Origin of the sequence: Bacillus sp. PS217 (assembly GCF_037963535.1) — a bacterium.
GTDB lineage: Bacteria > Bacillota > Bacilli > Bacillales > Bacillaceae > Bacillus > Bacillus subtilis.
This window is the reverse complement of record NZ_CP150157.1, coordinates 1461945-1475302: the sequence shown is the minus strand read 5'-3', so window position 1 is coordinate 1475302 and position 13358 is coordinate 1461945. Positions and strand designations below refer to the sequence as shown.

At 42.5% G+C, this 13358-nt stretch carries 12 protein-coding genes; 2 read left to right on the top strand and 10 right to left on the bottom strand.

Translation table 11 applies throughout. The features are described from left to right. Positions 1-37 precede the first annotated feature (37 nt). Positions 38-904: an NAD(P)-dependent oxidoreductase gene (locus NSQ83_RS07785; RefSeq protein ID WP_003245029.1), complete on the bottom strand. Its 867-nt coding sequence runs from the start codon at positions 902-904 to the stop codon at positions 38-40. 148 nt (positions 905-1052) lie between these two features. Then, a complete protein-coding gene (gene mcpC / locus NSQ83_RS07780; protein WP_198878745.1) occupies positions 1053-3020 on the bottom strand; it encodes a methyl-accepting chemotaxis protein McpC in 1968 nt (655 codons plus the stop codon). A 134-nt stretch (positions 3021-3154) separates the two neighbouring features. Here mcpC and NSQ83_RS07775 point away from each other — a divergent pair, with 134 nt between their 5' ends. Beyond that, positions 3155-3835 carry a GNAT family N-acetyltransferase gene (locus tag NSQ83_RS07775; RefSeq protein ID WP_198878744.1) on the top strand — a complete coding sequence of 227 codons (681 nt, stop codon included), beginning with the start codon at positions 3155-3157 and terminating at the stop codon, positions 3833-3835. A 14-nt stretch (positions 3836-3849) separates the two neighbouring features. Here the strand turns inward: NSQ83_RS07775 and splB are convergent, their stop codons facing one another. From splB to papB, 8 genes are all read right to left on the bottom strand, one after another. Next, positions 3850-4878 (bottom strand): spore photoproduct lyase, encoded by a 1029-nt coding sequence (gene splB, locus NSQ83_RS07770; protein WP_003245173.1) that lies wholly within the window; start codon positions 4876-4878, stop codon positions 3850-3852. Positions 4879-4955: 77 nt separating this feature from the next. After that, entirely contained in the window at positions 4956-5195 is a 240-nt protein-coding gene (splA, locus tag NSQ83_RS07765; RefSeq protein WP_003218644.1) for a splAB operon transcriptional regulator SplA, read from the bottom strand. A gap of 90 nt (positions 5196-5285) precedes the next feature. Continuing rightward, complete coding sequence (gene ptsP / locus NSQ83_RS07760; protein ID WP_198878743.1) at positions 5286-6998, bottom strand: phosphoenolpyruvate--protein phosphotransferase; 1713 nt, start codon at positions 6996-6998, stop codon at positions 5286-5288. Further along, on the bottom strand, positions 6998-7264 hold the full coding sequence (locus NSQ83_RS07755; protein ID WP_003154654.1) for a phosphocarrier protein HPr: 267 nt from the start codon (positions 7262-7264) through the stop codon (positions 6998-7000). Before NSQ83_RS07755 ends, ptsP begins: the two co-directional genes overlap by 1 nt. Positions 7265-7361: 97 nt before the next feature. After that, the gene (ptsG, locus tag NSQ83_RS07750) at positions 7362-9461 is read right to left on the bottom strand and encodes a PTS glucose transporter subunit IIABC (protein ID WP_195727872.1); all 2100 of its coding nucleotides are present in this window, start codon (positions 9459-9461) and stop codon (positions 7362-7364) included. Positions 9462-9689: 228 nt separating this feature from the next. Then, positions 9690-10556 carry a ptsGHI operon transcription antiterminator GlcT gene (gene glcT, locus NSQ83_RS07745; RefSeq protein ID WP_003218635.1) on the bottom strand — a complete coding sequence of 289 codons (867 nt, stop codon included), beginning with the start codon at positions 10554-10556 and terminating at the stop codon, positions 9690-9692. Between the two features lie 62 nt (positions 10557-10618). After that, positions 10619-11584 carry a LacI family DNA-binding transcriptional regulator gene (locus NSQ83_RS07740; RefSeq protein ID WP_038827528.1) on the bottom strand — a complete coding sequence of 322 codons (966 nt, stop codon included), beginning with the start codon at positions 11582-11584 and terminating at the stop codon, positions 10619-10621. A gap of 281 nt (positions 11585-11865) precedes the next feature. After that, positions 11866-12957: a di/tri-peptidase gene (papB, locus tag NSQ83_RS07735; RefSeq protein ID WP_043857397.1), complete on the bottom strand. Its 1092-nt coding sequence runs from the start codon at positions 12955-12957 to the stop codon at positions 11866-11868. A gap of 165 nt (positions 12958-13122) precedes the next feature. On the opposite strand from papB, the gene NSQ83_RS07730 reads away from it, so the two are divergent. Continuing rightward, a complete protein-coding gene (locus NSQ83_RS07730) occupies positions 13123-13326 on the top strand; it encodes a hypothetical protein (protein WP_015715796.1) in 204 nt (67 codons plus the stop codon). Positions 13327-13358 lie beyond the last annotated feature (32 nt).

Below are 13358 nucleotides of genomic sequence, written 5' to 3'. Positions count from 1 at the left end.
AAAAAAAGATTGCCTGTTTCGTACAGGCAATCTTTTTTTATTTCACCCAAAGCTTATAGATACTCTGTGTTCCGCTGTTTTCTTCACCTTGAGCAGCTAGCTTGTCATATAAAGATTTTGCGAGCGACAAGCCTGGCATTTCTTCCCCCATTAATTCTGCTTCCTCTAGTGCAATTCCCATATCCTTAATAAAATGCTTCACATAAAATCCCGGTTCAAAGTTGCCTTGCAGCATACGGGGAGCAAGATTTGACAATGACCAGCTTCCGGCTGCGCCCGTTGTGATGCTTTTTAGAACATTTTCTGGCTCTAGGCCTGATTTTTGGGCATAAGCCATCGCTTCAGCAACACCGATCATACCGGCTGCAATTGCAATCTGATTGCACATCTTGGTATGCTGTCCGCTTCCAGCCGGTCCTTGATACTGAATATTCTCTCCCATTAAAGAGAAAATCGGCATGCAGGCTTCAAAAGCTTCTTTTTCTCCACCGACCATAATCGCGAGTGTTCCGTTTTGTGCACCGATGTCTCCACCGGAAACAGGAGCGTCTAAAGCGAACAATGCTTTTTCTTTGGCCGCTTCAGCAATCTTCTTCGCAAGCGAAGGCTTAGATGTCGTCATATCAATAAGATATGCGCCTTCTTTTGCGTTTTCAATAATTCCATTGCTTCCGAAATACACTTCTTCAACATCACTGGGATAGCCGACCATTGTGATGATAACATCCGCTTCTTTCGAAAGATCTTTGACCGTATCTTTCCAGATCGCGCCTTTTTGAAGTATGCTTTCTGCTTTTTCTTTTGTCCGGGTGTACACCAAAACAGGGTGGCCGTCATTCAGAATATGTGATGCCATGCTCTTTCCCATTACTCCAAGACCGATAAAACCAATTGTTTTTTTCAAGGTCATTCCTCCCAGATGTTTCGTTTAGATTTTAGTTAAAATTTATCATTTTTCCTTCATTTTCTAGACTACCATAACCATACATCATAGAATAGACTCTTAAAATAAAAAATCCCCAAAACAAATGATGTTTGGGGATGTAATTGGATTACAATGTGAATTTTGCAATTGTATTCATAAGCTCTTGGCTTGCATGTTTTAGTGTTTCCGTTGAGTGTTTGACTTTATCAAGGGTGACAAGCTGTTCATCGGTTGATGCGTTTACTTCCTCAGCAGCGGCAGCTGATTCCTGTGATATGGCTGAAATGCTTTGAATAGCTTCAGAAATCGCAAGCTGTTCTTCACTCATTCTTTGAATTTCCGCGTAAATGTGATCAATACCTTGTACCAGTGACTGCATTTCTGCAGTTATCGTATTTAATACCTCTCCAGTTTCGTGAATGGCACTGTTTTGTTCATCATTCATTCTGCTTGCCTCAACCATCGCGTGAGAGGCCTCTTTTGTCTCAAGCTGGATAAGCTTCACAGTCTCGCTGATATGCTTTGTAGAAAGGGCTGATTGCTCAGCTAACTTCCGCACTTCATCGGCTACGACGGCAAAACCGCGCCCGCTTTCTCCGGCTCTGGCTGCCTCAATACTGGCATTTAAGGCAAGCAAGTTGGTTTGATCAGATATGTTTGAAATCGCTGTAACGACTTCTTCAATATTCTTAGTTTGATTTTCCAAATCCAGGAGCATCGTTTCAACCTTTTTCGTTTCCATATTGGCTTCGTTTGATTTCATCAGCAGCTGGCCGAGCGCGTCAAGTCCTTTATAGCTTGCATCCTCGGACGATTTTGAGCGTTCTTTAATTCCGCCTGCCTCCTCAGCGATTTGCCTGATTTTCGTTGACAGGCTTTCCGATTTTTCATTAATGGTTTCAACTTCAGAAGCCTGTTCCGATGCCCCTGCGGCTACTTCTTCAATCGCTTTTGCAATTTGTCCGCTTGTTTCATTAGTTTCGGCAGCGACAGCCGTTAGTTGTTCAGAGGTGTCAGATACTTTCCCTGAAGAGAGTCTCACTTGCTCAACCATTTCCTTCATATTTTCAACCATCAGATTGAAATCTCTTGTTAAAATACCGACTTCATCCTTAGATTTTGATTCCGCGCGCACTGTTAAATCGCCTGCGGAAACAGCTTTCGTTTTTACGATCAGCTGCTGTATCGGACCGGTTATCGTTTTGGCCAGGAAGTAGCTGAGAATAATTGTTATGATAAGAGCAATCAATGATATCCAAAGATTTGCCCGATTCATTTTATCTGAAATCCACATTAATTGATCGGTATCAAATTGCGTTCCGACCTTCCAGCCTGTTTCGCCAATCGTTTGGTACACAACCATTTTCCCATTCACATCTTGTATCCCTTGTTTCTCGGATGCGATGGTTTGCAGTGTTTGATCCTTTGATATATTTTTTCCTTGATTTGACGGATGGGCTAAAAGATTGCCGCTCGCATCAGCTAAAAAGGCAAATCCATTGTAAGGCACCTTTTGTTTATTGACCATACTCTGGATAGCAGAGAGTTTCAAGTCATAGCTGGCAACCCCTATCACTTTTTGCCCGTCTAAGATCGCTTTCGATGCAGTAACAATCATGTCTCCTGTCACGACATCTTTATAAGGTTCCGTCCAAACAACTTGATCCGGGGTTTCAGCTGCAAGCTTATACCATGGTCTTGATGTTGGATCATAATCCTCAGCGAAATCCGCTTTTGGATATGTAAACATTTCTTTTTTTGCGGTGCCTATGTAAGCCATCGCAACATAATCATCGTTATCTTTGATTTGCTTAATGTCATCGTGAAACAGCCGAGCAGCTTCTTTACTTGGTTTCGTTACAAATGTATGCGTTAATTCCCCATTAGCCAATCTTGATAACGAAATGGCATAACTCTTTAATTGCAATTCAATATTTTGTTCAAGTGACTGCGTCACGTTTTGAGTTGTATTTTTCCCATCCTCTGTAATCATCGGTTTTAGCGTCAAATAAGAAGACAGCATTAAAAGAACAACTGTGATGATTAACATAATCGAAACAAAAACAGCAATCTTCATGTGAAGTTTTTTAAACAAACCAATCCCCTCCTAATTTCTATATCGGCCCTTTCGTTTGAAAAATGAATAATCAAAAAATAAATTATAAGAAAATCGGAATATATTTACTGAAAATTCAATCTTCGTTATAATGAAACAACATAAGGAGAGTGATGATCATACTAAAACAAATGTATGTGCATGACGGCAGAAAATTTGAGGCTCTGACCATCAGAAACTACACTGAGACTGACATCGAGAGGCTGATTTCTCTTCAAGAAGAATGTTTCCCTCCTCCGTTTCCCCAGGAATTGCTGTGGTCAGAGGACCAGCTTGCCAGCCATATCAAAACCTTTCCGGAAGGCGCTTTATGCGCGCTCATCAATGGCAGAATTATCGGTTCCATGACTGCTCTTATTGTACAATTTGAGCCTGATTCTCCTGGTCATACATGGGCACAAGCAACTGACAACGGATCGATTAAAAATCATGAACCTCTTGGAAATACTTTATATGTAGTGGATATTTCTGTTTCTCCTCATTATCGAAAGCTTGGAATCGGAAAATGGCTGATGAATACGATGTATGAGCTGACTGTTGATAAAAGACTGGAACGCCTTCTCGGCGGCGGCCGCATTCCTTTGTATCATATATACGCACACGAGATCAGCGCTGTTCAGTACGTTGAAGATGTGATGGAAGGCAGGAAAAACGACCCTGTGCTGTCCTTTCTCCTCCGTTGCGAGCGTTCACCTATTCGTGTAGTCAGCAATTATTTGGAGGATAAAGAATCATTGAATTACGGCGTTTTGATGGAATGGAAAAATCCTTTTTATAAAAAAGCGAGCTGTTGATCACAACAGCCCGTTTAAGTGAAATATTCAATTTTTGCGTTAGGGAAAAAGGTATCAATATAGGATTCAAGTGCCTCTCGAAGTGCATGCTCTTCATCTTTCTGATAAATATATTTTCCGATCCCGTAACGGCCCCATTTATAACGGCGCTTTTCTTCATCTAATTCGAGCTTCGTCTTCGGATAATTTTTCTCTATCACTCGTTTGGCCGGTTTTGTAAAACGGTGTTGAATTAATTCAAACGTAATGTCATGTCTAACGTCCTGTGGCAAAGCGGCATCTAGCTTTTCAAACAGATGTCTGTATCCTTCTTCCCAGCCTTCATGAATATAAATCGGAGCAACAATAAAGCCTAGCGGGTAGCCTGCTTTTGCAACTTTTACTGCCGCTTCTATCCGCTTATCAAGAGGTGAAGTTCCCGGCTCAAAGTTTTTAATCACATAGTCGGCATTAATACTGAATCTGAATCTCGTTTTCCCGTTATGCTTTGCGTCTAATAGGTGATCGACATGATGAAATTTCGTTACAAATCGGAGCTTTCCGAGATCACTTTGGCCAAAATGTTCAATGGCGCGCTTCAGCGTGTGTGTCAGATGATCAATTCCTACAATGTCTGACGTACATGATGCTTCGAACCTTGTGAACTCTGGTGCGCGCTCCTTCATATACTTATCTGCCTGATCTAAAATCTCTTCGACGTTTACATAAGTTCTGATATACGGCTTTGATCCCATGGTTGTTTGCAGGTAGCAGTAATGACAATGCCCCATACAGCCTGTTGCAAACGGAATGGCATATTCGGCCGAGGGTTTGGATGAATCAAACTTTAATGTTTTTCGGACACCGATAACTAAAGTTGATTTCGCATTGCGATATTGCTGAAGATGATTTTTCCCAGGAATATTACGCACCTGATTGTGGGATGTTGTTTCTCTGATTTCAATGCCCATATTCTCAAATTTATCTTGTAATTCTTGGCCTAGCGGATATTCCAGCGCCCTCGGTTCTATATATACAAGCTGCGGAACAAATGGGTTCTGCATGATGCCACATCCTTTTCCTTTACTAACGTTACTTTTCTCACTAGGCGGAAAGGATATGAGTTGTAATGATTTCCTTGTTACTCATACGGATCAATATCAAAGAGTTCTTTGTAAAGCGATTTAGCTTCTTCATAGCTTGCAAACACAGCATCGTCCTCTGCGAACGGATGATAGGTTTCATAAATAAACAGGGAAAGCTCGCCTTCATGGTATGGATGGTGCACAATTTCGGCTTCCTTTATGTGGGCTACATTGGCGGCGTGCGGATTTCTGTAGATCACATAAACAGTATCTCCTGCGTTAAATTGGTTTGACATACTATCCCTCCTAGCCATGTTATTGTGTCCTTCTATACCCTTACTTATGAAAAAAACCAGACAGGCCGGAGGCCGTCTGGTTTTTGTACATTACTTGAAGGTTTCTTTTACGAACGCGACAACTTCTTCTGTCGTGCTCATAGATAAGATTTTCTCTTTGAATGACTCAGCTTCTTGTTTAGACAATTTGCTGATTTGTGTTCTTGCCGGAAGGATAGACGTTGCGCTCATTGAGAACTCATCTAAGCCTAAGCCGAGAAGGATCGGAATCGCAATCTCGTCTCCTGCCATTTCTCCGCACATGCCAACCCATTTTCCTTCTTTGTGTGCTGCTTCAATTACGAGTGTAATTAAGCGAAGGATTGCCGGGTTGTATGGCTGATACAGGTAAGATACACGTTCATTCATACGGTCAGCTGCCATTGTGTATTGGATCAAATCGTTTGTTCCGATACTGAAGAAATCAACCTCTTTAGCAAACTGATCAGCGATGACTGCAGTTGACGGAATCTCAACCATCATTCCGACTTCAATATCGTCAGATACAGCCTGTCCCGCTTTTACGAGCTTTTCTTTCTCTTCAAGAAGGATCGCTTTTGCTTCTTTGAATTCGTTAACTGTCGCAATCATAGGGAACATGATTTTCAAGTTTCCGTATGTACTTGCACGAAGCAGCGCGCGAAGCTGTGTTCTGAAGATTTCTTGCTCTTCAAGGCAAAGACGAATCGCTCTGTATCCCAGGAACGGGTTCATTTCTTTAGGAAGCTGCAGGTAAGGAAGCTCTTTGTCTCCGCCGATATCAAGTGTCCGCACGACGACTGATTTTCCTTCCATACGCTCAAGAACCGTTTTGTAAGCATCAAACTGCTCATCTTCTGTAGGCAGCTGATCTCTTCCCATGTAAAGGAATTCTGTACGGTAAAGGCCAACTGCTTCTCCGCCGTTTTCAAGAACACCTTTTACATCATCAGGAGTACCGATGTTCGCTGCAAGCTCTACATGATGTCCATCTTTTGAGACAGTCGGTTCATTGACAAGCTTCGCCCACTCAGCTTTTTGAGCCAAATAAGCATTATGTTTTTCTTCATACTCTTTTACAGTTTCCGCAGATGGGTCAATAATGACATCGCCATTGATACCGTCAACGATAACAGTCACGCCGTTTTGGATCGTGCCTGTAGCCGCTTTCGTTCCAACAACTGCTGGAATCTCAAGAGAACGTGCCATGATGGCAGAGTGAGATGTGCGTCCACCGATATCAGTAGTGAATCCTTTTACGAACTCACGGTTTAATTGAGCTGTGTCAGACGGTGTTAAGTCTTCAGCTACAATAATAACCTCTTCTGAGATCATGCTTGGGTTTGGAATTTCGACGCCAAGCAGGTGGCCGATTACGCGTTTTGTTACATCGCGGATATCTGCCGCACGCTCTTTCATATATTCGTTGTCCATAGATTCAAACATAGTAACGAACATAGAAGACGTTTCTTTTAAAGCGAATTCAGCGTTCACTGAATCAGTGCTGATTTTTTCTTTCACAGGGTTCAGAAGCTCAGGGTCACTGAGAACTAAAAGGTGAGCAGAAAAAATATCAGCTTTATCCTGACCCAGTTCTTTCAAAGCGTGCTCTTTGATTTTTTCGAGCTCTTCTTTTGAACGTGCAATCGCTTCATCAAAACGGCTTACTTCCGCTTCAGAATCAGAGATGTTTTTCTTTTCAACCGTTAAATCTGGCTCTTCAAGCCGGTATGCTTTTGCAATCGCGATGCCGGCTGAAGCACCAATCCCTTTTAATTCTTGCATTACTCGCCGAGTCCTTCGCTTTTCATTGTTTCTTCTAAAGCGTTAAGAGCATCGTTTTCGTCAGCTCCGGAAGCAGAGATTGTGATCTCAGCGCCTTTAGCGATACCTAAAGACATAACACCCATAATAGATTTAAGGTTAACTGTTTTGCCGTTATATTCTAAATTAACGTCAGCGTCGTATTTGCTAGCAGTTTGTACAAGAACTGTCGCAGGACGAGCATGGATTCCAGAATCTGCAGTTACTTTAAATGTTTTTTGTGCCATTTTTATCATTCTCCTTTTAACTTAAAGCTTAATTACTTCACAATATTATATCATACAACCGTACTTGTCATCTGACAAGCACGGCGTACTAACACCCTTATTTTTCAATCTTCACAATATCTTCTTGTTCTCTGTTGACTGAACCGCTTGCTTTAATGCTGACTGTTTCTCCTTCAGCAAGGTTTGTATATACAATCGGTGTCATGAGAGATGGGACATTCGGTTTGACTGCATCCAGATCAACTTCAAGAAGTTTTTGTCCAGGCTCAACGCGGTCTCCTTCTGATACGAAAGACGTAAATCCTTCGCCCTTCAGGCTGACGGTATCAATACCAAAGTGGATTAAAATTTCTCTTCCGCCGTCGGATTGCAGGCCGATCGCATGTTTCGTCGGGAACACATTGAGAATTTTTCCGCGAACCGGTGATACGACAATTCCTTCAGAAGGGAGAATCGCAAAACCGTCACCCATCATTTTTCCTGAGAAGACTTGGTCAGGAACATCCGTAATCGGGTGAATTTCCCCGGTAATCGGAGAAACGAAAACTTCCTCGCCGATTTCATTTTGCAGCGGTTCTGCAATCACTTCCTCAACCTGCTGGCCTACTTCCTCTTGAGCAGATGTTTTCGGTTCAGGTCTAGGCTTGCGTCCCGCAATAATGTCTTGCATTTGTGTTTTTAACCCGTCAGAACGCGGTCCGAAAATAGCCTGAATGTTGTTGCCGACTTCCAGCACTCCGGAAGCGCCAAGCTGTTTCAGACGGTCTTTATCAACCTTTTTCTGATCGTTTACAGTCACACGCAGACGAGTGATACAAGCATCAAGGTGTTTGATGTTTTCCTGGTCACCCATTGCCTGCAGAATCTCATAAGGAAGATCCCCTGCTTCACCTGTTTTCCCAGGTGCTGCTGTTTCTTCCGCAGCATCCTCGCGTCCAGGTGTTTTCAGATTAAATTTGCGGATGGCAAATCGGAATCCGAAGTAGTAAATGACCGCTAACCCTAAGCCGACAGGGATGACAAGCCACCATGCCGTCCGGTTCGGTAAAATACCGAATAGGAAATAGTCAATTAAACCGCCGGAGAATGTCATACCAATCTTAACATTCAACAGCTGCATGACCATGAATGAAAGTCCCGCAAACAAACAGTGAATCGCAAACAGGACTGGAGCAACGAATAAGAAAGAAAATTCCAATGGCTCTGTGATCCCCGTTAAGAAGGATGTCAAGGCCGCTGAACCCATAATACCTGCAACGAGTTTTTTGTTTTGCGGTTTTGCTTCATGATAAATGGCAAGCGCCGCAGCAGGCAGACCGAACATCATAAATGGATATTTACCTGTCATGAACGTACCTGCCGTTAACTGTACGCCGTCTTTAATCTGCGCCATAAAGATACGCTGATCCCCGCGGATGATTTCTCCTGCTGCACTCTTATAGCTGAAGAATTCATACCAGAACGGCGAATAGAAAATGTGGTGCAATCCGAATGGGATAAGCGAACGTTCAATCACCCCGAAGATAAATGCAGCAAGGGTTGGATTCGCTTCCACTAATCCTGTTGAAAAGGCATTCAATCCATGCTGGATCGGAGGCCAGATCACTAACATAATAAGACCCAGAATCAGTGCAGAAATTGACGTAACAATTGGAACGAAACGTTTACCCGCAAAGAAACCAAGGTATTGCGGCAGTTCAATTGTGTAAAATCTGTTAAACAATAATGCAGCTAACACACCGACGATAATACCGCCGAACACCCCTGTCGCCAGGGTAGGTATACCAAGCATGTTTACATATGCAGGATGGTTTTCCGTAAAGAACTTGGCTCTTTCAACTGAATCCGAAGGAATGGTTCCGTTTGCAAGAAGAACCGCACTCATGGATACATTCATTACAAGATAACCGATAATTGCTGCAATCCCTGCAACTCCATCACCGTTAGCAAGCCCGATGGCTACACCTACTGCGAAAAGAAGCGGAAGGTTATCGAAAACAATCTGCCCAGCGCTTTCCATCACACCTGCTACAAGCTGAACATTGTCATTGCTCAAGAAATGCAGGACCTGAATCATGTCCTTATTTTGCATCGCATTCCCGATCGCAAGCAAAATCCCCGCAGCCGGAAGGATCGCAACTGGAAGCATAAGCGCACGCCCAATTTTTTGAAGAACGCCGAATAATGCTTTAAACATAAGAATTGACCTCCTCTTTTTACTAGTCTGACCTTACAGCTAAAAATCATGACAACGAATTCACAGGCGTAAGTCTTCCAGTTTAACCGTTTACATTTGCCCTTTTACACAACAAAAAGGCATGAGCAAAATTGGGTGCGCAAAAGAACGAGAATGAACTTCCCGTTTTTTTCCCTCAATCACTCATGCCTGATCGAATCAGTAACACGTTATAAGGATAAACTGAATTTATGAAATTTTATTGGTTAATCGGTACAGATGAAGCGTCAGATAAACCGCTTCCGCCTCATGAACTGGTTTCTTCAATGTTTGCTGCAAGATTTTAATCAATTTCCAAGCTGTATTGTAGCATAGCGGATATTCATTTTTCAATAACAACATTAATTTTTCTGGTTCTTTAGTCGGTTCTTCTTTTTTAATTCTTTCTATTGTAAATCTGATATGCCTGATCAGCCGCAAATAGTTGACACTTTCCTTATTTACTTTCATTTGAAATGAGTCTTCAATCACCTCGACAAGCTGCGCCATGAGCTGAGAGTGCTGATTGACCTCGGACAGCGGACGGTTTGTCAACGCTGAATGGATATGCAGAGCGATAAAACCAATCTCCCCTTCCGGAAGGCAGATTCCCGCTTTTTCATTGATCATATCTATGACTTCTTTGGCAATTTGGTACTCCTCAGGATATAGTGACTGAGTCTCCATTAGAAATGGATTTTTCATATCAAATCCCTGCTGCTGCCTTTTGATCGCAAATGCGATATGGTCTGTCAACGCAATGTGAATATGTTCATTTAATGAGTGATTAGTCCTATTGCTTATGTGATAGATGACATCGTTTGAAATATCAACGAGCTTTTCATCAACATAGTCAAGGAGCTTTTTAAACTGCTTTTGTTCCTTCTCGTCTTTTAAAATGAACATTTTATCGTAGCCTTTATCTTCAATGACATCATCTTGTTTTTTTCCGAAACCAATACCTTTTCCGATTAAAACGACTTCGCTGTATTTATGATGAGAAGCAATTAATACGTTATTATTCAGTACCTTTTTCACTGTGAAGGACCCATTCACGATCCTCAGCTCCTTTGTCATTCAATACCTCATATCGTACATAACGAACAGAATGCACGTCAAACCTTTTTTCAATGCATTCACTAAACAGTCGATCTTTCGACGAGACGGTAATCCAGAACTTTCCTTTCAATCGGCTGTCCTTGAATTCTTTTTTCCAGTATGGCAAATGCCTGCTTTCCCATTTCCCTTGTCTGAATATCGATCGTTGTGATCCCAAGCGCTTGGCTGATTTCGTGGTTATCAACGCTTAAGATTGCAAGCTCATCCGGTACTGACACCCGCTGGTTCTTTGCTTCAAGAAAAAGCCCTGCTGAGACTTGGTCATTGGCAACAAAAATAGCCGTCGGCTTTTCCTTCCACGTATTCCATTTATGAAAAAGCGCCTTCCCATCATTGATTGTAATCGCTTTCTCAATTACCCAGTCTTCACGAAATGCCTCGCCGATCTCTTCCAATGCCTCTTTATAGGCTTTGATTCGAAAATGACTGTTCATGCCTTTTTTTCTTGCCAAACAGATAGCTATTTTTTTGTGCCCTTTGGCAATTAAATAGTCCAAGCCGTTCCGAAATGCTTCTTGGTGAGGAATGCTGATGGTTGGGAAGCGGGCAATATCTGAATTCTGGCAAAGCAAAATCGGGCCCTCCCATTCCATGAGTTTCTCATCAGCAAGCGCCTTTGAGCAAAAAATCAGGCCGTCAACCTGGCGCTGCTTTAATTGGGACAGCGCAAAGATTTCTTTTTGTACCTCATAATTTGTTTGGAATAAAGAGAGGTGAACCCCGGATTCCGCGGCTGCGTCGGCTATTCCTGCAATCAGCTCTGCAAAATATGGCAGATTAACCGTCGGCAAGACAACACCAATCATGTTTGAAAATCCTTTCGACAAATGTACAGCGTGAATATTTCTCGTGTACTCCAATGATTCCATTGCCTCAAACACTCTTTTTCGTTTGTCTTCACTGACGTATGGATGATTGTTTATGACTCGGGAAACCGTTGTAACAGAGACACCGGCTTTCTCTGCAATGTCTTTAATATTAGCCATAGATTCCCTTCTTTCTAAATCCCCTTGATCTGGAATGCGTTTCATACAATATGATATGGACGTACCAGATATCTTTTTGTGTTTTTAGCTGAAAGGAGAAGATCACATGGGTTTCTTCATTTTAATTGGGTTATGTCTCACTGTTCTCGGTGGCAGCTGTCTTGCTGTAAAACCTCTCAACCAAAAACATGAAATTAAACCCTTTCGAACATTTGATGATTTTTTTATTTAATGCAGATAAAAAAGGACGATGTCGAGAACAAAGTCCTTTTTTATTTCTATTACAGTATGATCAAATCCTTTGGATATTGGGTCAGAGCAACTGCTCCGTCCTTTGTTACGTGAACGTCATCCTCAATGCGTACGCCGCCGATCTCTGGCACATAAATCCCCGGTTCGATCGTGTAGACCATGCCTTCCTGCAGCAGTGTATCGTTGGCCTGGCTCATTGATGGATACTCATGGACTGAAATTCCGAGTCCATGCCCAAGCCGGTGAGGAAAATAATCACCATATCCCGCTTTTTCAATGATTCCGCGGGCAGTTAAATCCAGATCTCCGATTCTCACACCGGGTTTGCTTGCCTCAATCGCGGCTTTTTCCGCTTGAAGCACAGTCTCGTAAATGGCCTCCTGCTTCGGATTGATGGTTTTGTATGCAAACGTTCTTGTAATATCAGAGCAATAGCCATCAAGAATAACACCGAGATCAAATAAAACAAAATCACCTTTCTTCAACGTGGCTGTACCAGGATTTCCATGAGGCTGGCCAGATTTTTCTCCGAATAAAACCATTGTAGAGAAAGACATGCCCTGAATTCCTTTTTTCTTCAGCTCATACTCAATTTGAGCGAGCACTTCCACTTCACTGATGCCTTCACGCAAAGCAGCTGTGCCGACTTCAACACCGTAATCTGCAAGCTTTGCCGCCTCTTTCAGCAAACGAATCTCATTGTCATCTTTAATCAGGCGAAATTGATTGAGTGTTTCTTCTGCTGAAACAAATTGAGCCCCGCCAGTCGCATGCTTCAGCTGTTCTGCACGTGATAGCGAGATTGAATCCTTTTCTACCGCAAGCGTATGTATGCTGATATTTCGCTTTTTCAAGGCCTTCTCTATCAGCTCCCACGGATTTTCGTGATCCGCATAGCCAATGATTTCATGATTCCAGCCTGCGTTGCGGGCCTGTCCTGCTTCCATTCCTGGACAAACAAAGAAAGGCTCCTCTTCTTGAAAAACAAATAACCCCATTAATCTTTCATGCGGCTCTGTGTAAAAACCGGTTAAGTAAAAAACATTTTCTTTTGTATGAATAAATGCGGCAGTATGCCCCGCTTCCTTCAGCCATGAAGAGACGCGTTGTATTCTATTCACTTCTTGTTCCTCCCTGCCATTTGCAATGCATTGTTCTGTCTTCCATTGTAACAGGTTTTACCGGTGTTTGCCTTTCACGACGCCTTCATTTTCTAATGCATTTTATTTCCTGCTCCTCTTCCTGTATACTGACAGTAACGTTCAATCGCAGGGGGGTTGTTCCGTTTGCTGATGAATTTTTTCAGACGAAAAGCAGTTATGCTCTTAACGGTTTTGGGAATTTCCGCTCCTTTTATCGGGATGAAGATGGTGGGCTTTTATTATTACAGCTCTATCATAGGCTGTGCAGCGGGTTTCCTTTGCTGCATCCTCGCTCTCATCCTGGTTATGAAAAGATCTGAAAAAGACAAAAATGAAGGGAAAGCTTGATACATAAAAAGCCAGCAGCCTGATTAGGCTGC

Excerpts from the sequence above, each read along its gene's own strand:
- NSQ83_RS07775 (WP_198878744.1), top strand. The coding sequence starts at position 3,155 with ATGATCATACTAAAACAAATGTATGTGCATGACGGCAGAAAATTTGAG.
- splB (WP_003245173.1), bottom strand. The coding sequence starts at position 4,878 with ATGCAGAACCCATTTGTTCCGCAGCTTGTATATATAGAACCGAGGGCG.
- splA (WP_003218644.1), bottom strand. The coding sequence starts at position 5,195 with ATGTCAAACCAATTTAACGCAGGAGATACTGTTTATGTGATCTACAGA.
- ptsP (WP_198878743.1), bottom strand. The coding sequence starts at position 6,998 with ATGCAAGAATTAAAAGGGATTGGTGCTTCAGCCGGCATCGCGATTGCA.
- NSQ83_RS07755 (WP_003154654.1), bottom strand. The coding sequence starts at position 7,264 with ATGGCACAAAAAACATTTAAAGTAACTGCAGATTCTGGAATCCATGCT.
- ptsG (WP_195727872.1), bottom strand. The coding sequence starts at position 9,461 with ATGTTTAAAGCATTATTCGGCGTTCTTCAAAAAATTGGGCGTGCGCTT.
- glcT (WP_003218635.1), bottom strand. The coding sequence starts at position 10,556 with ATGACAAAGGAGCTGAGGATCGTGAATGGGTCCTTCACAGTGAAAAAG.
- NSQ83_RS07740 (WP_038827528.1), bottom strand. The coding sequence starts at position 11,584 with ATGGCTAATATTAAAGACATTGCAGAGAAAGCCGGTGTCTCTGTTACA.